This is a genomic window from Vibrio sp. D3 (assembly GCF_043995865.1).
Classification (GTDB): Bacteria; Pseudomonadota; Gammaproteobacteria; order Enterobacterales; family Vibrionaceae; genus Vibrio; species Vibrio diabolicus.
The window spans coordinates 110,932-129,737 of the sequence record NZ_CP171887.1 but is presented as its reverse complement, the minus strand read 5'-3'; the positions used below and the strand labels follow the sequence as shown (position 1 = coordinate 129,737).

Genomic DNA, 18,806 nt, shown 5'->3' with positions numbered 1-18,806 from the left:
TGTTTGGGCCCTGTTCCAGTTCATAACTATCCGGATCGACATAATGATAACGAAGAACCTTCCTCTTACTGATTTGCACCGCCACCTAGACGGTAACATTCGTACCAAAACGATTCTTGAGCTTGGCCAAAAATTTGGTATTGCTCTGCCAGCGTACGATATTGAGTCTCTAACTCCTCACGTTCAAATTGTCGAAGCGGAACCCTCTCTTGTTGCTTTCCTTTCTAAGCTCGACTGGGGTGTTGCGGTACTGGGCGACCTAGATGCATGTCGTCGTGTGGCGTACGAAAACGTGGAAGACGCACTAAACGCTCAAATCGATTACGCTGAACTGCGTTTCTCACCATACTACATGGCAATGAAACACAAGTTACCAGTAGCGGGTGTTGTTGAAGCAGTCGTGGACGGTGTGCAAGCGGGTATGCGCGATTTTGGCGTGAAAGCCAACCTGATCGGCATCATGAGCCGCACATTTGGCACCGACGCGTGCCAACAAGAACTGGACGGCATTCTGAGCCAAAAAGATCACATCGTTGCTGTCGACTTGGCGGGTGACGAACTGGGCCAACCGGGCGATCGCTTTGTGTCTCACTTCAAACAAGTACGCGACGCTGGCCTTGGGGTAACGGTTCATGCTGGTGAAGCAGCAGGTGCAGAGAGCATGTGGCAAGCAATCAATGAGCTGGGCGCAACTCGTATCGGTCACGGCGTAAAAGCGATCCACGATCCAAAACTGATGGATTACCTAGCAGAAAACCGCATTGGTATTGAGTCTTGCCTAACATCAAACTACCAAACAAGCACGGTAGAAACGTTAGAAAGCCACCCTCTCAAACAGTTCCTAGAGCATGGAGTTCTTGCGTGTCTGAACACTGACGACCCAGCGGTTGAAGGTATCGAGCTGCCATACGAATACGAAGTAGCGGCACCAGCAGCTGGTCTGAGCCAAGACCAGATTCGCCAAGCACAAATCAATGGTCTTGAGATTGCATTCCTTTCAGAAGCAGAAAAAGCGGAACTGAAAGCAAAAGTAAAAGATCGCGCTTAAATCCAGCGAAAACATAAAAAAATGCCAGCATCTGCTGGCATTTTTTTATATCTTGAATCGGCGTCTATGATTAGATAACACGAGAGAATTGTTGCTGACGCGCCTTCGCTCGCAGGTACTTATCGAAGCTCATACAAATATTACGGATCAGCAAACGACCTCGCAGCGTCACACGAATTTCATTGTCATCCACTTCCACCAGCTCATCGTTGATGAAGGTCTGAAGTAGCTGCAAGTCTTCTTTAAAGTACTGATCAAACTTCACTTTAAACTCAGACTCGATCGCTTTCTTGTCTAGTTTAAAATTACAAATCAGCTGCTTGATCACTTCGCGACGTAGCAAGTCATCAGAATCCAGCGAAACCCCTTTCCACAGTGCGTGACGAAGTTCGTTGACTTGAGCGTAGTATTTCTTCAGCTCTTTCTGGTTTTGCGCGTATGCATCGCCGATCATCGAGATTGCAGAGACACCAAAGCCAACCAAATCACATTCACCTTGTGTGGTGTAGCCTTGGAAGTTGCGATGCAAAATACCTTCGCGCTGAGCAACGGCAAGTTCGTCATCAGGCAATGCAAAATGGTCCATACCGATGAACTGGTAGCCAGCACCAGTCAGTGTCGCGATGGTATCTTGCAGAATCGCCATCTTCTCTTCTGCTTTAGGCAGATCTTCGTCTTTAATCTTACGCTGCGCTGCAAATAGCTGTGGCATGTGCGCGTAGTTAAACACGGACAGACGGCCCGGCTGCATTTCCAGTACTTGTTCTAACGTCTTGGCAAAAGAGTCTTTGGTTTGCTTTGGCAAGCCGTAGATCAAATCTAGGTTTGTCGAACGGAAACCCAACTCTTTTGCGCGCGCAACCATCGCAAAGATGAACTCTTCATCTTGCTCACGGTTCACCAGTTTTTGCACTTCTTTGTTGAAGTCCTGAACACCGATGCTCAAGCGGTTAAAGCCTTCGCTACGCAAGTGATCCAGCATGGTGATCTGAATTTCACGCGGGTCAACTTCGATACTGATTTCAGCATCACTGCTAAAGGTAAACTCTTGGCGCAACAGGCTCATTACGCGTGTAATTTGCTTTTCAGAAAGGAATGTTGGCGTACCACCACCAAAGTGCAATTGCGTTACCGTTCTGCCCACCAATAAGGCTGCACGTTGACGAATCTCATGCTCAAGCACATCGAGGTATTCGTCCGCTTTGTGCGAGTGGCGCGTGATGACTTTATTACAACCACAGTAGTAACAAAGCTTGTGACAGAACGGAATGTGTACGTACAGCGATAATGGGCGGTCTGGGTACTGAGTGCATGCCATATCATAATCAGAAATGGTGAACGCTTCATGGAACTCCAGCGCCGTTGGGTACGACGTGTAGCGAGGACCGGAATAGTTGTACTTATCCAATACCGCTTGATCCCAGACGATTTGCTGCTTCGATTCAGTGTGTTGATTCGACATGGTGGTACTTTCCGTTAAATGCTAGGGCAACGAAAGCCGTCACCCGATATTCAGAGCCGCTATTTTGCCATACGACGATGACAAGCGTGGCAACGCCGACTGGCTTTTTAATTATAAAACTAAAGAAGTGCTAGCGTGATCACGATACCCCCAGCAGTCATAAGGAAACCATTGGGGGTAACTATTAAATCATCTGAATATTGATTTGATTATTCAGTGGCTGGACGTTTTTCTGCAACACTTTGAGCTCCTCAATGATCGCATCAGTGAGGCGGCTTTCCGCTTTGTGACGCGTCAAGTTCTGTTGCATACGCTCTTTCTTGGCAAGTTGTTGGCGTTCTTCACCACGCGCCATATCTTTCACGATATGGTAAAGCTCAGAAATTGCAGGGTACGTTTTATCGAAATCGACACGGTCTTCACCTTGTACATAATCCATGATGTTATACACACGAATACTGATTTCAGATAAATCGCATTGGCCTTGAATACCCGCCTGACACAAGGTATGCACATTCTCAAAAATGTTGGCGTTACGTTTATCTATCGCCAATTTTTGATGCTTTAGCTGCAATTCCTTTTGCTTTTTCAATTGAAGCAGAAGGTAACCTGCATAAGAAGCAAGTGCGATGATAATCACAACACCAGCAATAGCTAATAAGGTTACATTCATAGCTTAATTATCCTTTGTAGTCGTCGAAGTTAATGTCGTCGAAATCTGCCAGCAAGTCATCATCATTGCGCGTGCTTTTCTCAGCAGGAGCAGTGAAGTCTTCCTCTTCTTCAGGTTCCAACAAACCTAGTTGGTCCATTAGCTTCTCAATGCGGTCGAGCTTCTCATCGACGTATTTCTGTAGACCTGTGCCTAGGTTTTCACCCGCTTCAATACGGTCTAGCAACACGTTCAATTGCGCATCATTTTCTAGCATCTCTAGTTCTTGCTCTGCCGACAAACGACGCTCTTGCTTCGTCATTTTCTTCGCAGGCTCAACAACCAGAGGAATTTTCTTTTTACTGCCTAAACGCGGGTCGCGGTTTTGTGCAGCAGCTTGCTTTTTCTGCTCGTTAACTTCTGAGTTACGGTTACCCGTTTTCAAGCCTTTGCGCTTTTTAGCACGCTTGCGTAGGCGGCCTTCCACATCAGATTCTGTACGGTTACGAGTTACAACAAACTCAGGTGCGCCAGCGGCACCTGGCTTTCTAGATTTTTTACTACGGCTCATTACTGGGGTTTCCTCAGTAAAATTACATCATTACCAATAAATTCGAGTTCGAGCTTATCCCGCTCTGCTAGGAACTGGAACGTGTCACGACTAAAGAACACTACATGAGTGAGATCGTTCTTATAATGCCATGATTTGAAAGCCTCCACGTCGATGACCATTTTCGTCATCAGGCCTATCCAGCCCCCTGGCTTAACTAAATTCAACCATTGCTTCCACACCAAATCTGGGTGGTAGAGGTGCTCTATCACCTCTGTTGCTGTCATGAAGTCATACGTTTTTTCTAAAACCGACGTATCAGGGTGGTAGTAGAGATCGTACAACGCCATGTTGTGCCCCGCCTCTTCCAACATTAAGGAGAGCGTTGGGCCAGGACCACAACCAAAGTCGATACCATTTGATTGTGGAGAAATTCGCTCTGTGATCGGGTCAGCAATACGCGACAAAAAGCGTCGGTAACCTAAATCTTCAGGGTTGTTCTCATGCAAATCATAGTGAGCTTTTTCGGTTTCCGCATCCAAACGTTGGTCTGGATTCACAAACACCAAACTGCACTGCTCACATTGAAGATATTCACGTCGCTTATCTTCAAAATAGTGGTGAGTACGCTGATTTTGGCATAAAGGACAGGTATGCATGCTGACTTCCTCAAACAGGGATGCGAAACATACCAGAAAGTGAACTCAGATTGGAGTGTTACTGAGCATTTTTTCAGCAATTTATGTTAAAAAACTTTGTTTACAACCCATCGAAGTAAATAAGTGCAGTAATCGTAATTCAGATTGCGACTTACCAAGGGAAAAGAATATAAAAAAAGCGACAGTCAGACTGTCGCTTTCTAAGTGCCATCAAGTGGCGAAACTGTGTTGCACACATTTGGTGCACCAATGATCCCTTTGTTTTTCGAGCTTTCCCTGCCAAAAAGAGTTGTTTTTCATCTTCCTGATGAGTTTTGGCTATCCGTTTACTTCCTGTCTACTGAGCAACTTCCTGTGCCTGATCCGTTTCACTGTCTTAACCGTCAGACGAGATGACCATCCTTATCAGATAGGCTCCCTACCTATCTAAATCCCTTTCTAAATCACCAAGCATCCGAGCTACATCCTTGGAGACCTAAACCGTGGTCTAAAATCCTTACATTCACCCCCTGTGAACGACTTCTACTTTACGCCATCCCGCGATACTCACAAGTAATGGGTTGAAAAAATAATCCGCCTATTTTCTAAAAATATCAAAATTGTCATTTAATCAAAAACTTAAAAACACTAACAAGAAAAAGCCAACATCAAGTATGGCAAATGTCTCACAAACTGCCGAGCCAACTATCGCTTTCGCATCCAAACTCGACTGTGATATCTGTCACGAACAAAAATGCCCTAGTGGATTCACTAGGGCATTTTTGTACAAGTTGCTCGAACGATGTAGGGACATCTACCCAACCAGCTCAAGATGCAGGATCTTGAGCGATTTAGGTATATTAGTGCAGACCGCCAACGTATTTAGACAGCACTTCGATATCTTCGTCTGTCATTTTCTTCGCGATGTCGCGCATCATGGCATTCATATCATTACCACGGTCGCCATCACGGAATTTTTCTAGCTGAGCTTTGATGTAGTCAGCATGCTGACCAGAAATTTTCGGGAAACCTGAAAGCTCAGTACCATTGCCACGAGGACCATGACATGCAATACATGCGGTTAGGCCACGCTCGGCATCACCAGCGGTATAAAGCGTTTTGCCTTTTGCTACCACATCTTCAGGTGTTGAGTTTTCTGAAACTGGTAGCGAAGCGTAGTAAGCAGATAGGTCTGCGATATCTTCATCGCTCAGTGGCATTGCCATACCACTCATTACAGGATCGTAACGACCTTGTTTACCACCACTTGTCATGCCTAGCTTAAGTTCTTTTAACTGCTTCTCAAGATACTTAGCGTGTTGGCCTGCGAGTTTCGGGTACGTTGTTATTGCACTGTTGCCACCTGCTCCGTGACAGGCGACACAGGTTTGTGATTTTGCTTTACCAGCCTCAATATTACCTTGGGCCCATACTGAGCAACTGGCTAAAAGACTCAAAATTAGCGCTAATTTCTTCATGACATTCCATTATAATTATCAAGCTTCCAGTACCACGGAATGTGAACATACCGCGTACACTCATGGTACAATAGGCGACCTTATGCCGAGCACGGTTATTTTACACATTTTCACAAAAAAGTAATCAATCGACTACACAAAGTCGAGATGGAGTTAACAGTGAGCGTAAAAATTCATTACCAAAATACGCATTTCATCACCAGCGCACCCGATATTCGTCACCTACCGGAAGACGAAGGTGTCGAAATTGCGTTTGCAGGACGCTCAAACGCTGGTAAATCGAGTGCACTTAACCGTCTAACTAATCAAAAAAGCTTAGCCAAGACATCAAAGACACCTGGTCGTACGCAATTAATCAACCTTTTCAAAGTAGAAGAAGGTTGTCACATTGTCGATCTACCTGGATACGGTTTTGCTCAAGTACCGGTAGAGATGAAAAACAAATGGCAGAAATCTTTAGGTGAATACCTACAGAAACGCGAGTGCCTAAAAGGCTTAGTGGTTCTGATGGACATTCGTCATCCAATGAAAGATCTCGACCAGCAAATGATTTTCTGGGCCATCGATAGCCACATTCCTGTGCAAGTTTTGCTAACCAAAGCAGATAAACTAAAAAGTGGCGCACGCAAACAAACCCTGCTGAAAGTTCGCAAACAAGTGGAAACTTTCGGTGGCGACGTTTCCGTTGATGTGTTCTCTTCCCTTAAAGGGTTAGGCGTTGATCAGCTGCGCGCAAAACTGGATACCTGGTTTGCACCGGCGCTCGCACACCTGATAGAAGAAGGCGAACTGGATACCCCAGCAAGCGACGAAGAATAATTAACAATATTTGTTAAATTTTTTCGACACGGCCCTACCATTTGGTGGGGCTTTTGTTTATCTGAGCTAAATAACAGGCAATAAAAATCCCCACCTTCCTGGCAGGGATAACGGGAGAGAAAAATTGGTAATTATTGTTATGTGACGAAGCATTGCTGAACTATCGGATGATTTCAATAGCTTAAAAAGCCGCCTAACTTTAGCTTTCGCTTAATCAACTCACAACCATAACCAATAAAGAAAATACAATTCAACAAGTTAGACAGAAATCTACCCACTTCCACGTCAACTTAGTTTCCTTCGAGAAAAAATCATAGTGTGATTGGCATAAATTTACAGACTGAATAGTTTGTGAGTTTTTGAAGAAAATTGGAGTTTAGACAATAGGTTAAAGGTGGGAGAAATATAAAGATAAGTCGTTACCAACCCAACACATTGAGCAAAAAGAAAAATTTTCTTTCGCCCAATAAAAAACGCCCCAGTCAAAAGCTGACTGGGGCGGCTGAATCAGCCTAATCCAATAACGTGAAACAAAAGGTCTGAAAGATAGAACATCTTACCTCTGTACCCTACGAGTATTAATGTACAACAATTGGTCAGAATTGCAAAGAATTTTTGTAGTTTTTTTTCATGAAATTTTTATTAAGCAACATCAAAGTTAACTTTACGCTAGCTTTTTTAATCGCAAAAAAAAGCCAGCGTTTGTGCGCTGGCTCATAATTAATTGGTTATTTTGGTCTAAAAGTGACTAATGAGCTTGATCCCAGTTGTCACCGTGCCCTGCCTCTGCAACCAATGGTACTTTTAGCTCTGCTGCAGATTCCATCAATTTCTGTACTTTACTTTCAATTTCGGACAATGATGACTCTTCAACTTCAAAGACCAATTCATCGTGTACTTGCATTAACAACTTCACACGGCCATTGCCTTCTTCCTGAATCCACTGATCAACCAACAGCATCGCTTTCTTAATGATGTCCGCAGCTGTACCTTGCATCGGTGCGTTGATTGCCGCACGTTCAGCAGCTTTACGACGCATCCCGTTGCGCGATTTGATTTCTGGTAAATGCAAACGTCGACCAAAAATCGTTTCAACATAGCCCTTATCTGCAGCCGTGCTGCGCGTGTCTTCCATGTACTGCATAACGCCAGGGTAACGCTCAAAGTATTTATCCATGTAGGCTTGTGCTTCGCCGCGAGGGATACCAAGCTGCTTCGCCAAACCAAATGCACTCATGCCATAGATAAGCCCGAAGTTAACGGCTTTAGCACGACGACGCTGCTCGCTCGATACTTGTTCAATATCCAGACCCATAATTTCTGCCGCAGTTGCCGCGTGAATGTCTTTACCATCACGGAAGGCATCTAATAACGCTTGGTCGCCAGAAAGGTGAGCCATGATGCGCAGTTCGATTTGCGAGTAGTCGACCGCTAAGATCTTATGCCCAGATGGTGCGACAAACGCTTGGCGAATACGACGGCCGGCTTCGTTACGAATTGGAATGTTTTGTAAGTTCGGATCGGTAGAAGATAGACGACCTGTTGCGGTTACTGCTTGATGGTAAGAAGTATGCACACGCCCTGTTGTTGGGTTGATCATCTTCGGCAGCTTGTCCGTGTACGTCGATTTAAGCTTCGCCAAACCGCGATATTCCAAAATCAATTTTGGCAGTGGGTAATCTAAGGCAAGCTCTTGTAGCACTTCTTCATTCGTCGATGGTGTACCTGATGGCGTTTTCTTCACCACCGGTAAACCCATTTTTTCAAATAGGATGGCTTGTAATTGCTTTGGCGAGTTCATGTTGAACTCTTGCTCTGCAATTTCATACGCTTTCTTTTCAAGCTCATCAAGGCGAGCGGTAATCTCTACCGACTGCGCACTCAGCTTCATTTCGTCAATAAAGACCCCGGTGCGTTCAATGCGCGAAAGAACTGGCACCAACGGCATTTCAATCTCTTCGTACACTGTCTTCAGGCTTTCATCCTGCTCGATATTCGCAAACAAGCGATTGTGCAGACGAAGGGTCACATCCGCATCTTCTGCCGCGTATGGCGATGCTTGTTCCAACTCGATTTGGTTAAACGTCAGCTGATTTTTGCCTTTACCTGCAATTTGCTCAAAAGAAATGCAGCTGTGTTGTAGGAAGCGAAGCGCCAAGCTGTCCATATCGTGTTTACCGCCGACACTGTTGTAAATGTACGATTCCAACATCGTGTCGTGCTTGATACCTTTTAGCTCAATATCATAACGAGCCAATACAGACGCATCATACTTTAAGTTTTGACCAACTTTTGCTTTCGCTGCATCTTCAAGAATTGGCTTCAGCTGTCCTAGAACCCAATCACGATCAAGCTGTTCAGGTGCATCTAGGTAGTCGTGAGCCACTGGTACATAAGCAGCAATGCCTTCATCAGTCGCGAATGACAAGCCAACCAAGTTTGCCACCATGTAATCTAAACTATCTGTCTCGGTGTCCACAGCAATGAGTTGTGCACTTTCTAACTTTATAAGCCACTTAGCAAACCCTTCTCGATCCAAAATCGTTTCATATTTGCTGAATTCTCTTGAAGCAAGAGGAATTACTGCCCCCATAGCGACGTTAGGAGAGGCCACCCCGCCTAAGGCTATTTTCTTAATAATAGGAGCTATACCTTGTTCCGAAGTTCTTGATGCCAGTGGAATGACATTGCCCATTGCAACGTTAGGAGCTGCGACTCCACCGACAGCTTTGCCATCTTTAACGATCGGTGGTATGCCTTTTTCTGAAATTCTTGATGCTAGGGGAACTACAGTACTCATTGCGACATTGGGAGACGCAACTCCTCCAACTGGTTTTTTAACGATAGGTGTAAGCTTCATTCGAACTTTTTGACGGTCAAACCGCTCAGAGAAATCTTCTTTCGGATCTAAGCTTTTATTGCTACTTTCAGAAGCAGCCTGTTCACTTACTCGAATCGCACCAGTTGATTCATCCGCTTCTACTACACCTGTACCGCCTTCTAATAGCTCGTTCAACCAAGATTTAAACGTCAGTTGACCATACAACTTCACTAGTTCGTCTTTATTTGGTTCCGCTTTCAGCAGTGATTCTGGCGTTTCCTCAAGTTCAACATCCAATTTAATGGTCGCGAGCTCGTACGACAGCATGGCATTTTCTTTGTTATCGATGAGCTTCTTCGCCATGGTTTTAGAACCACGGAAGCCAAGCGCAGCAATGTCATCGAGATTTTCATACAACTTCGTCAGACCACCAATACCTTGCAGTAGTGCAGTCGCTGTTTTGTCACCCACGCCTGGTACACCAGGGATGTTATCTACTTTATCGCCCATCAGCGCTAGGTAGTCGATGATTAACTCAGGTGGAATGCCAAACTTTTCAACCACACCTTCACGATCCATCACGACGTTCGTCATAGTGTTGATCAAGGTAATATTATCATCCACCAACTGCGCCATGTCTTTATCACCAGTACTGATCAATACAGACATGCCCTTTTGTGATGCTTGATGCGCCAACGTGCCAATGACGTCATCTGCTTCGACACCAGGAACGCAGATCAGTGGTAAACCCATCGCGCGAATAACATTGTGCAATGGTTCAATTTGGCAACGCAGATCATCCGGCATTGGCGGACGATTAGCTTTGTATTCTGCATACATATCATCACGGAAGGTTTTTCCTTTCGCATCGAAAACCACCGCGATGCGCTCAGACGCAAACTGACGCATCATGCTGCGTAACATGTTCACGACACCGTAAACGGCATTAGTTGGAATTTCACCATTACTCATGGTGCCCGGGTAGGCGTGAAAAGCGCGATATAGGTAAGAAGAGCCGTCGATAAGGATCAACGGATTTTCAGGAATACTTGCCATAATTGTCTGTATCCAATTCAGTACTTGAGAGATCTGTCTAGGATGCCATGACTGCTGATCCGAATCTATCTTGTTCGCTCGATCTAGGTCGCGTAAATTTTTCGATTTTATTCACGAAGATAACCTCACCCTGTGGATAACTCTGTTTATAGAAATTATCCACTGGTTATCCAATGATAGAAAACACAAAAAACACGCGCGTTAAGTTATTGTTTTTAAATGTTTATTTCATAAAACGGCGAGAAGATCAACGATCCTTAAATGATCATCGTGTGTGGAAAAAATACGAATAGTGACGTCAAATAGAAATCGTAGAAAAGAAAAAAGCGACCCGAATGGGGTCGCCTAGCAGAAGTGGTAAAGCAAATTCTGTAAATAGAGCAGCTTAACCAAGAAGCTATAAATTACACTGGAAGCAATGTGAGCAATGTCGTGTCAAAAAGAATTCGTGCAAGTTCTCGGAAATGTTTCATCACTTCTCAACTTTCAGTTAATCAACTTCTGTTAATAAGTCATTCAACGTCCTTGTGAACTCTTCCTCATTCCCTAAGACAGGTTTAATAATAATGATTCTCATTTCGTAGTCAACAGTTAAATGAGAAAAAATCTCATTTATTTTCACATCGCTTTAATGAAATGAACTCGAGATTCACGAAGATTGATTTTTTCTTCAAATTTTTCAATAATATAGCCATTCCTCAATAACAATCGAAGCATAGCAGGAAACTGATTTCGAGATTTCACTTTTAACGTGTTATAGCCTTGCTCAGCCGCCCAATCTTCTTGTGCTTCCAAAAGCAATTGTGCCACGCCTTCATTTCGAGCCTCAGGAACAACACCACCCAACCAGCTATAGAAAACACCATCCTCTAATTCGTAACCTATTTTGAAGCCGACAATCGTGCCATTTTTTTCTGCAACGAGGATTAAACTGTTTTTCTCTTCTAAACGTTGAGTCATGGAGTCTACCGTTTCTCCTTTCGAAAATTCGGTAACACGTGCCACAACTTGAAGTGCTTCTTCCAATGTGCCTTCACGAATCAGCATTGTCATTGTTCTCTTCTCCAAAATAAAAATACCCAAGCACCTTGGATTGTTACTGTTGTAATCCGTCTGAGGTTACTTGGGTATATACAGACGAACAACTCTTGTTGGTCTGGTGTTTCTCACTGAGCGATAATTACTCTTCAGTCGCTTCCGGAGTACGATTTAGGTGTTGAGCAGTTTGTGCATTCTCTTCTGCCAACCACTCAGCCACATCTTTCGCAAAGTACGTTAAGATGCCGTCAGCACCTGCACGTTTGAAGCATAGTAGTGATTCCATCACAATTTCGCGCTCTTTGAGCCAGCCATTCATGATCGCCGCTTTATGCATCGCGTACTCGCCAGATACTTGATAAGCAAATGTCGGTACTTGAAGTTCAGTTTTTACTCGGCGAACTACATCTAAGTATGGCATACCAGGTTTAACCATCACCATGTCCGCACCTTCATTGATGTCTAGCGCCACTTCATGGATCGCTTCGTCAATGTTTGCTGGGTCCATTTGGTAGTTTTTCTTGTTGCCGCCTTTTAGATTTGAAGAAGAGCCAACCGCATCACGGAATGGTCCGTAGTAGTTCGACGCGTACTTAGCCGAGTAAGCCATGATTTGTGTATGAATGTAGCCCGCATTTTCTAATGCTTCGCGGATCTTACCAATACGGCCATCCATCATGTCTGAAGGCGCGACTACGTCAGCACCCGCTTCTGCATGAGACAAAGCCTGCTTAACCAGTACTTCCGTGGTTTCATCATTCATTACGTAGCCATCTTCATCGATGATGCCGTCTTGGCCGTGCGTCGTGAATGGGTCAAGTGCCACGTCTGTGATCACACCGATTTGAGGAATATGTTCTTTAAGCGCACGTACTGCTCGCTGGACCAAACCTTCTGGGTTGTAGGCTTCAGTAGCACATAAGCTTTTAGCGTCTTGGTTTACGACAGGGAAAAGCGCGATTGCTGGAACGCCTAGATTTGCAAGGTATTGCGCTTCTTCTAGCATTAAATCAATCGACAAACGCTCTACACCCGGCATGGACTCCACGCTCTCACGACGATCTTTACCCATTAGGATGAACATTGGGTAAATCAGATCATTAACAGAAAGTTGGTTCTCAGCCATCAAACGACGACTAAAATCGTGCTTACGTAAACGACGCATACGGCGTGCAGGGAATGGACCTTGAATTGATACAGACACCATTTTCTCCTTGTCTGGACGGTTATGATGATCAAATCATCTGGTGAACAAAATCATATCACTCTTGATGCATGTTGCGAGTGACAATCTGGAAAAAGGTAATGAAAAAAACTGAAAATGACCCAGCACTCACACTCAAGTATACTTCGAATACGAAACCAATCATGAAGCACAGAGAGTAACGATGATCGATACCCACGCGCACATCTATGCCAGCGAATTTGATAACGACCGCGATGAAGTAGTACAACGCGCCTTAGCGCAAGGCATTAATAAGATCCTGTTGCCAAACATCGATCTGGACTCTATTGAGCCCATGCTACAAACCGAAGCGGCATATCCTGACGTGTGCCACTCAATGATGGGACTCCACCCTTGCTATGTGGATAACAACGTTGAGCAAACGTTGGAAATCATCCGCGGCTGGTTTGAGAAACACAAGTTTATTGCGGTGGGCGAAATTGGTATCGACCTGTATTGGGACAAAACCTATCGCGCCGAGCAAGAGATGGCATTCGTGACTCAGCTAAACTGGGCAAAAGAGATGGATTTACCAGTCGTTATCCACACTCGTGATTCGATTGAAGAAACACTCACCTTGCTAAGACAAGAGCAAGATGGTCGTCTGCGTGGTGTATTCCACTGTTTTGGAGGCAGCTTAGAAGAAGCGCAAGCAATCAATGAGCTAGGCTTCCACTTAGGCTTGGGTGGCGTATCGACCTTTAAGAATGGCGGGATGGATAAAGTCATTCCACATTTGGATATGCAGTGGGTCATTTTAGAAACCGATTGTCCATACTTAGCGCCAGTACCGCACCGTGGTAAGCGTAATGAACCAGCCTACACTTCTCTCGTTGCACAACGTGTTGCCGACTTGCGTGATGTCGATGTCGCAACTATCGATGCCATAACGACTGAAAATGCCAAAAAGCTGTTTAATATTTAATTCACGAAAATTGAAAAAAGCGACGAAATCAACGTCGCTTTTTTATTACCTAAACTATTGAATGAATGATTCAACCTATTGAAATAATAGAACAACCCACACAAAGTTATTGATAAACATAATAATTAACTAGCAACTCTACTTACCTCTCATATCGCCACTTTACTTCGTCTGTTTTGCAAAACTGTCGACAATTAGACATATTCTTTTTCTATACTGCTTTATGCCCATTAATTAGCACAAATGTAAAACAGCATGAATATGGAAGTTGAAGTGTGTACACATGGTGCTTACTTACAACGCGTACCGCGCAGTTTTTTTCAAAAGCTGCTGGGCATCAAGGAAGTATACGTATGCACAAAGTGTGGTTACGTCATGAAAGTTAAGTAATTAGCCCAAGAAACAAACCAACCGCAAAAAAAAGCGGCTCAATTGAGCCGCTTTTTACATCTACAGTAAACTTATTCTTCGGTTTCCGCTTCTGCCTCTTCGCCTCGACGCGTATAAAAACGCGCAAAGAATAAACCAACTTCAAACAGTAAACACATCGGAATAGCGAGTAAGGTTTGCGAGATCATGTCTGGTGGCGTTAACACCATACCTACGACAAACGCCGCCACAATGATATAAGGCCGTTTCTGTCTTAGATCTTCTGGAGTGGTGGCACCAGTCCAACACAACAAAATGATCGCAACAGGCACCTCAAACGCGATGCCAAACGCCATAAATAGTGCTAGAACAAAATCGAGATAGCTAGAAATGTCGGTCGCAAACTCTACACCACCCAATGAGATAGCAGTAAAGAAGCCAAACACTAGTGGAAACACCACAAAATACGCAAATGCCACACCGCAATAAAACAGCAGTGAGCTGGAAAACAGCAACGGCATAATCAAACGACGCTCATGTTTGTATAAGCCAGGAGCAACAAAGGCCCAAACTTGATACAAAATAAACGGCACCGCAATAAATACCGAAGCGATTAACGTCAACTTCAGTGGCGTGAAAAAGGGTGAAGCCACATCCGTAGCAATCATGGTTGCGCCTTCAGGTAGACGCTCCACTAAAGGTGCGGAAACAAACTCGTAAATGTGGTTAGAGAAATAAATTAGTCCAACAAACACGACCAACACTGCAAGGATTGAACGCAGTAGTCGGTTGCGAAGCTCCAACAAATGACTAATTAAAGGTTGTGTCTGCTCGACGGTAGACATGGCAAACCTCTTATTAAAAACCAGATCAAAAAGGAGCTACCAATCACTAGTAGCTCCTCCTAATGAGACTATTCGGCTTTCTTATCTGCCGCTGTAACCTTGCTCTCTTCCGCTTTCTCTACCTTTTCTGCTGCTGGCTCTGTTTTTACAGGCTCAGCCTCTGAATCGGTGTTCTTTGCGTAAGGACGATTTACAGATTGCGCTGCCTTCTTCAATTCTTCGACTGAAGATTTCAACTCAGGGGACAAATCATCCATCCCCATTTGCTCTGCTTTGCGCAAGTTTTCTTGCAGCTCTTGGACTTTCAGCTCGTGTGACAATTCGTCTTTGACGCTATTTGCCATACTCTTAGCGGCACCGATAAAGCGAGACACGCTGCGAATAGCATGAGGCAAACGCTCCGGCCCAAGAACGACCAGACCAACAACAGATATTAATACCAGTTCCCAAAAACCGATATCAAACACGTTTTACGCCTGCTCTTTGTCTTTTTTCGTTTCAGGAGCAGCTTCTTTTTTCTGCTGCTCTTCTAGACTTTTTGGTTCGAAGTCTGCGTCTTTGTCATTTTTCGCAGGTTCATCTTCGCTCATCGCTTTTTTGAAGCCCTTAACGGCACCACCCAGATCGCCACCGATACCGCGTAGTTTCTTAGTTCCGAATAGCAATACAACAATTACAGCAATGATTAGAAGTTGCCAAACACTGATACCACCCATTCTCTTTACCTCGGGTCTTTAAATAAACAAAAATATTTCAAGAGTTTAACGTCTATTGACGATAAGCTCGCCAACTAAGCAGCCAAAATGTGACACCTGCGATACCGCTGGCCAACGAAAGCTGCTCAAAAGCATTGTTCACCAATATTGCCGAGCATACGACTAAAGTGGCGCCAACGCCAAATAAAAACTTTCCTGTCGCCTGCTGGCGCTTGCTCTGACGATACCCTTGGTAAAGCTGATCCATGCGTTGGTTCATCGCTTTACCTTGTTTCAGGCTATCGTAAAGCAGCTCTGGCAGTTCCGGTAACTTCTCCGCCCAAAATGGTGCGCGATCTTTAATTGCATTCACCAAAGCTTGCGGCCCAACTTGATTCATCATCCATTCTTCAAGGAATGGTTTTGCGGTCTCCCACAAATCAAGCTGAGGGTACAGCTGCCTACCAAGCCCTTCCACGTACAGCAGCGTTTTTTGCAGCAATACAAGCTGTGGCTGAACCTCCATGTTGAATCGACGTGCCGTGTTGAACAAATTCAACAGCACATGACCAAAGGAGATTTCGCACAGCGGCTTAGCAAAAATAGGCTCACACACAATACGAATCGCGAACTCAAACTCATCGACATTGGTATCGGCAGGCACCCATCCTGAGTCCACATGTAACTCCGCCACTCGGCGGTAGTCTCGATTGAAAAACGCCAGGAAGTTTTCCGCCAGATAACGCTTGTCTTCACTATTAAGTGTACCAACGATTCCGCAATCTAGCCCGATCCACATTGGGTTCTCTGGATGTTCGGGTTTGACGAACACGTTCCCCGGATGCATATCGGCATGGAAGAAGCTGTCTCGGAACACCTGAGTGAAGAACACACTCACGCCGCGCTCCGCGAGCAATTTCATATTGGTGCCATTTGCTTTCAAGCCATCAATATCAGAGACTTGAATGCCGTATATTCGCTCAGAAACCATGACAGTTTCATTACTGAAGTCAGGAAAAACTTCAGGAACATACAATTCTTCGCTGCCTTCAAAGTTGCGGCGCAACTGAATGGCATTCGCCGCTTCACGTCGTAAGTCGAGTTCATCAAGCAATGTTTTCTCGTACTCACGTACAACTTCAACCGGTTTCAAACGACGTGCTTCAGGCATCGCTCCGGCGACTATACGCGCCATTCGGTGCATCAGTTTTAGATCTGAATCAATGACCGGGCGAATATCTGGGCGGATAACCTTTAATACCACTTCTTGGTTAGAGTCTTTTAAACGCGCAGTATGCACCTGAGCAATCGATGCTGACGCCAGTGGTTTGATATCAAACTCGGTAAACCAGTTTTCTAACGGGCCACCTAATGCCTGCTCCATCTGCTTTTTTGCTAGCTCACCATCAAATGGCGCCACTTGGTCTTGAAGCAAAGCCAGGGGATCAGCAATGTGCGGAGGAAATAAGTCACGGCGCGTTGACATCATCTGACCGAACTTAATCCAAACTGGTCCCAGCTCTTGCAACGCTAAACGCAGGCGCTCACCGAGTGGTTTTTCTGGATGCTTGTTCTTAATCCAGAACAGGCTTTTGCGCAGTAATAACGGAGCTTTAGTCAGTTGGTGATCGGGAAGCAGCTCATCTAAGCCGTATTCCAGTTGTACTTTGGCGATGTGGTATAAACGCTTTAGTTCTGCTGGCGTCATGGTTTCTCCAATGCCGGCTTATCTGCATCCAGCTTATTCAGCAAAGCAGTCAAGCGAGCTTCAACGCGAGAAGCCTGGCTGCGAAACTCATCAACCTGGTCGCAAAAATACGCCACTTCTAGAGGAGCAGGTGCCAACTTCCACTCTTCAGTCACTACTTGAGCAAGATGACGCTGGTGTTTCTCTGCTTGAGATACGAGGAAGTTGCCTATGTTTTTTGAACCTTGCACAAAGGTATGTGCGGCGACATCGCCAGTTACGCGAGACAACCACTCTTCAACATCTGGCTTGCAATCCACCATCAACTGAGAGAATTTCTGCGCCAATTGAATATCGCCTTCAAGCTCGAGTTTATCTTGTTTAATAAGGCGAGTGATGTTGGCCTGGTCACGCAGCTCTGGCAACACGCTCAAGTTGAGCGATAAGTAGCAGTTTGGCTGTCCTTCATAATGACCGAGCACATCAATTTGCTGACTAAAAACGAACGTCAGTGTTTTATTGATCTCTTTCAGGTGAACTTGAATAACTTGACCTTTTAGACGCGCTAAACGACGGCCCAATGCAGGGTCGTCTTTGATCAGAGTATTCAGTGACGTTTCAATCACAGCGGTGATAAGTGGTTCAAATGGCATGCCGTTAACCCTTAGAATTTATAACCGCGATGCAAAGCCACAATACCACCAGTTAAGTTGTAGTATTTGGTGTTTTCAAAACCTGCGTCTTGCATCATGCCTTCCAGCGTTTCTTGGTCTGGATGCATACGGATTGACTCCGCTAGGTAGCGGTAACTCTCTGAGTCATTCGCAACTAGCTCACCGATTCTCGGCAATAAGTGGAATGAATATGCGTCGTATACTTTCGATAACGGCTCTAGCACTGGTTTTGAAAATTCCAACACCAATAAACGGCCGCCTGGCTTCAGTACGCGGAACATTGAACGAAGCGCTTTGTCTTTGTCAGTCACATTACGCAAACAAAAACTGATGGTGATGACATCAAAATAATCATCTGGGAACGGCAGTTCTTCTGCGTTGGCTTGAACGTAATGCACGTTACCCACAATTCCGTTATCGCGCAGTTTATCGCGGCCAACGTTAAGCATTGAATTATTGATATCAGCGAGGATGACATGGCCTTCATCGCCAACAATGCGCGAGAATTTCGCCGTTAAATCACCCGTACCACCACCTAGGTCAAGAATACGTTGGCCAGGGCGAGCACCACTACAATCGATAGTGAAGCGCTTCCAAAGGCGGTGAATACCACCAGACATCAGGTCATTCATGATGTCGTATTTTGTTGCCACGGAGTGGAATACTTCGGCAACCTTAGTCACTTTTTCGTCTTTTGCCACTGTAGAGAAACCAAAGTGGGTGGTTTCATTCTCTAACGCTGTATTGGATTGCAAACTTGTGTCCGTCATTCTAATTCCTCTTAGGCAGCGCTTTCTCTCTGCGGGGCGTTTGCTGACAAATAA

The 18,806-nt window shown here is 44.9% G+C and carries 17 protein-coding genes; 3 read left to right on the top strand and 14 right to left on the bottom strand.

Going from position 1 to position 18,806, the window contains the following annotated elements:
- Positions 1–43 precede the first annotated feature (43 nt).
- Entirely contained in the window at positions 44–1,048 is a 1,005-nt protein-coding gene (add, locus tag ACHFJ9_RS08630) for an adenosine deaminase (protein WP_395356506.1), read from the top strand.
- 70 nt (positions 1,049–1,118) lie between these two features.
- Here add and hemN read toward each other — a convergent pair whose 3' ends face one another.
- The 5 genes from hemN to ACHFJ9_RS08605 form a co-directional block, all read right to left on the bottom strand.
- The gene (gene hemN / locus ACHFJ9_RS08625) at positions 1,119–2,510 is read right to left on the bottom strand and encodes an oxygen-independent coproporphyrinogen III oxidase (protein ID WP_048624602.1); all 1,392 of its coding nucleotides are present in this window, start codon (positions 2,508–2,510) and stop codon (positions 1,119–1,121) included.
- Positions 2,511–2,694: 184 nt separating this feature from the next.
- Positions 2,695–3,183, bottom strand: coding sequence for a DUF2489 domain-containing protein (locus ACHFJ9_RS08620; RefSeq protein ID WP_005379254.1), 489 nt, complete (start codon positions 3,181–3,183; stop codon positions 2,695–2,697).
- 7 nt (positions 3,184–3,190) lie between these two features.
- Positions 3,191–3,733: a Der GTPase-activating protein YihI gene (gene yihI / locus ACHFJ9_RS08615; protein ID WP_005394455.1), complete on the bottom strand. Its 543-nt coding sequence runs from the start codon at positions 3,731–3,733 to the stop codon at positions 3,191–3,193.
- On the bottom strand, positions 3,733–4,371 hold the full coding sequence (locus ACHFJ9_RS08610; RefSeq protein WP_005394454.1) for a class I SAM-dependent methyltransferase: 639 nt from the start codon (positions 4,369–4,371) through the stop codon (positions 3,733–3,735). Before ACHFJ9_RS08610 ends, yihI begins: the two co-directional genes overlap by 1 nt.
- Positions 4,372–5,210: 839 nt before the next feature.
- Positions 5,211–5,828 carry a c-type cytochrome gene (locus tag ACHFJ9_RS08605; RefSeq protein WP_395356504.1) on the bottom strand — a complete coding sequence of 206 codons (618 nt, stop codon included), beginning with the start codon at positions 5,826–5,828 and terminating at the stop codon, positions 5,211–5,213.
- A 159-nt stretch (positions 5,829–5,987) separates the two neighbouring features.
- Here ACHFJ9_RS08605 and yihA point away from each other — a divergent pair, with 159 nt between their 5' ends.
- The gene (gene yihA / locus ACHFJ9_RS08600) at positions 5,988–6,647 is read left to right on the top strand and encodes a ribosome biogenesis GTP-binding protein YihA/YsxC (RefSeq protein WP_005394452.1); all 660 of its coding nucleotides are present in this window, start codon (positions 5,988–5,990) and stop codon (positions 6,645–6,647) included.
- 748 nt (positions 6,648–7,395) lie between these two features.
- Here yihA and polA read toward each other — a convergent pair.
- From polA to hemB, 3 genes are all read right to left on the bottom strand, one after another.
- Complete coding sequence (gene polA / locus ACHFJ9_RS08595) at positions 7,396–10,524, bottom strand: DNA polymerase I (protein ID WP_395356501.1); 3,129 nt, start codon at positions 10,522–10,524, stop codon at positions 7,396–7,398.
- A gap of 618 nt (positions 10,525–11,142) precedes the next feature.
- Positions 11,143–11,577, bottom strand: coding sequence for a GNAT family N-acetyltransferase (locus ACHFJ9_RS08590; RefSeq protein WP_012841227.1), 435 nt, complete (start codon positions 11,575–11,577; stop codon positions 11,143–11,145).
- Positions 11,578–11,704: 127 nt separating this feature from the next.
- The gene (gene hemB / locus ACHFJ9_RS08585; RefSeq protein WP_031777176.1) at positions 11,705–12,766 is read right to left on the bottom strand and encodes a porphobilinogen synthase; all 1,062 of its coding nucleotides are present in this window, start codon (positions 12,764–12,766) and stop codon (positions 11,705–11,707) included.
- 184 nt (positions 12,767–12,950) lie between these two features.
- On the opposite strand from hemB, the gene ACHFJ9_RS08580 reads away from it, so the two are divergent.
- Positions 12,951–13,712: a TatD family hydrolase gene (locus tag ACHFJ9_RS08580; RefSeq protein WP_006741775.1), complete on the top strand. Its 762-nt coding sequence runs from the start codon at positions 12,951–12,953 to the stop codon at positions 13,710–13,712.
- Between the two features lie 461 nt (positions 13,713–14,173).
- Here ACHFJ9_RS08580 and tatC read toward each other — a convergent pair whose 3' ends face one another.
- From tatC to ubiE, 6 genes are all read right to left on the bottom strand, one after another.
- Positions 14,174–14,926: a twin-arginine translocase subunit TatC gene (tatC, locus tag ACHFJ9_RS08575; protein WP_005394442.1), complete on the bottom strand. Its 753-nt coding sequence runs from the start codon at positions 14,924–14,926 to the stop codon at positions 14,174–14,176.
- Between the two features lie 68 nt (positions 14,927–14,994).
- Positions 14,995–15,393: a Sec-independent protein translocase protein TatB gene (gene tatB / locus ACHFJ9_RS08570; protein WP_005382959.1), complete on the bottom strand. Its 399-nt coding sequence runs from the start codon at positions 15,391–15,393 to the stop codon at positions 14,995–14,997.
- Positions 15,394–15,396: 3 nt separating this feature from the next.
- Positions 15,397–15,642, bottom strand: coding sequence for a Sec-independent protein translocase subunit TatA (tatA, locus tag ACHFJ9_RS08565; protein WP_005382958.1), 246 nt, complete (start codon positions 15,640–15,642; stop codon positions 15,397–15,399).
- Between the two features lie 52 nt (positions 15,643–15,694).
- Complete coding sequence (ubiB, locus tag ACHFJ9_RS08560) at positions 15,695–17,329, bottom strand: ubiquinone biosynthesis regulatory protein kinase UbiB (RefSeq protein ID WP_006741774.1); 1,635 nt, start codon at positions 17,327–17,329, stop codon at positions 15,695–15,697.
- A complete protein-coding gene (locus ACHFJ9_RS08555; protein WP_395356497.1) occupies positions 17,326–17,961 on the bottom strand; it encodes an SCP2 domain-containing protein in 636 nt (211 codons plus the stop codon). Before ACHFJ9_RS08555 ends, ubiB begins: the two co-directional genes overlap by 4 nt.
- A gap of 11 nt (positions 17,962–17,972) precedes the next feature.
- Positions 17,973–18,752 carry a bifunctional demethylmenaquinone methyltransferase/2-methoxy-6-polyprenyl-1,4-benzoquinol methylase UbiE gene (ubiE, locus tag ACHFJ9_RS08550; protein WP_005379210.1) on the bottom strand — a complete coding sequence of 260 codons (780 nt, stop codon included), beginning with the start codon at positions 18,750–18,752 and terminating at the stop codon, positions 17,973–17,975.
- Between the last annotated feature and the right edge of the window lie 54 nt (positions 18,753–18,806).

Coding starts and splice junctions, on each gene's coding strand:
- ubiE (WP_005379210.1), bottom strand. CDS start 18,752: ATGACGGACACAAGTTTGCAATCCAATACAGCGTTAGAGAATGAAACC.
- yihI (WP_005394455.1), bottom strand. CDS start 3,733: ATGAGCCGTAGTAAAAAATCTAGAAAGCCAGGTGCCGCTGGCGCACCT.
- ACHFJ9_RS08555 (WP_395356497.1), bottom strand. CDS start 17,961: ATGCCATTTGAACCACTTATCACCGCTGTGATTGAAACGTCACTGAAT.
- polA (WP_395356501.1), bottom strand. CDS start 10,524: ATGGCAAGTATTCCTGAAAATCCGTTGATCCTTATCGACGGCTCTTCT.
- ACHFJ9_RS08605 (WP_395356504.1), bottom strand. CDS start 5,828: ATGAAGAAATTAGCGCTAATTTTGAGTCTTTTAGCCAGTTGCTCAGTA.
- ACHFJ9_RS08620 (WP_005379254.1), bottom strand. CDS start 3,183: ATGAATGTAACCTTATTAGCTATTGCTGGTGTTGTGATTATCATCGCA.
- ubiB (WP_006741774.1), bottom strand. CDS start 17,329: ATGACGCCAGCAGAACTAAAGCGTTTATACCACATCGCCAAAGTACAA.
- tatA (WP_005382958.1), bottom strand. CDS start 15,642: ATGGGTGGTATCAGTGTTTGGCAACTTCTAATCATTGCTGTAATTGTT.
- ACHFJ9_RS08610 (WP_005394454.1), bottom strand. CDS start 4,371: ATGCATACCTGTCCTTTATGCCAAAATCAGCGTACTCACCACTATTTT.
- ACHFJ9_RS08590 (WP_012841227.1), bottom strand. CDS start 11,577: ATGACAATGCTGATTCGTGAAGGCACATTGGAAGAAGCACTTCAAGTT.
- add (WP_395356506.1), top strand. CDS start 44: ATGATAACGAAGAACCTTCCTCTTACTGATTTGCACCGCCACCTAGAC.
- hemN (WP_048624602.1), bottom strand. CDS start 2,510: ATGTCGAATCAACACACTGAATCGAAGCAGCAAATCGTCTGGGATCAA.
- tatC (WP_005394442.1), bottom strand. CDS start 14,926: ATGTCTACCGTCGAGCAGACACAACCTTTAATTAGTCATTTGTTGGAG.
- ACHFJ9_RS08580 (WP_006741775.1), top strand. CDS start 12,951: ATGATCGATACCCACGCGCACATCTATGCCAGCGAATTTGATAACGAC.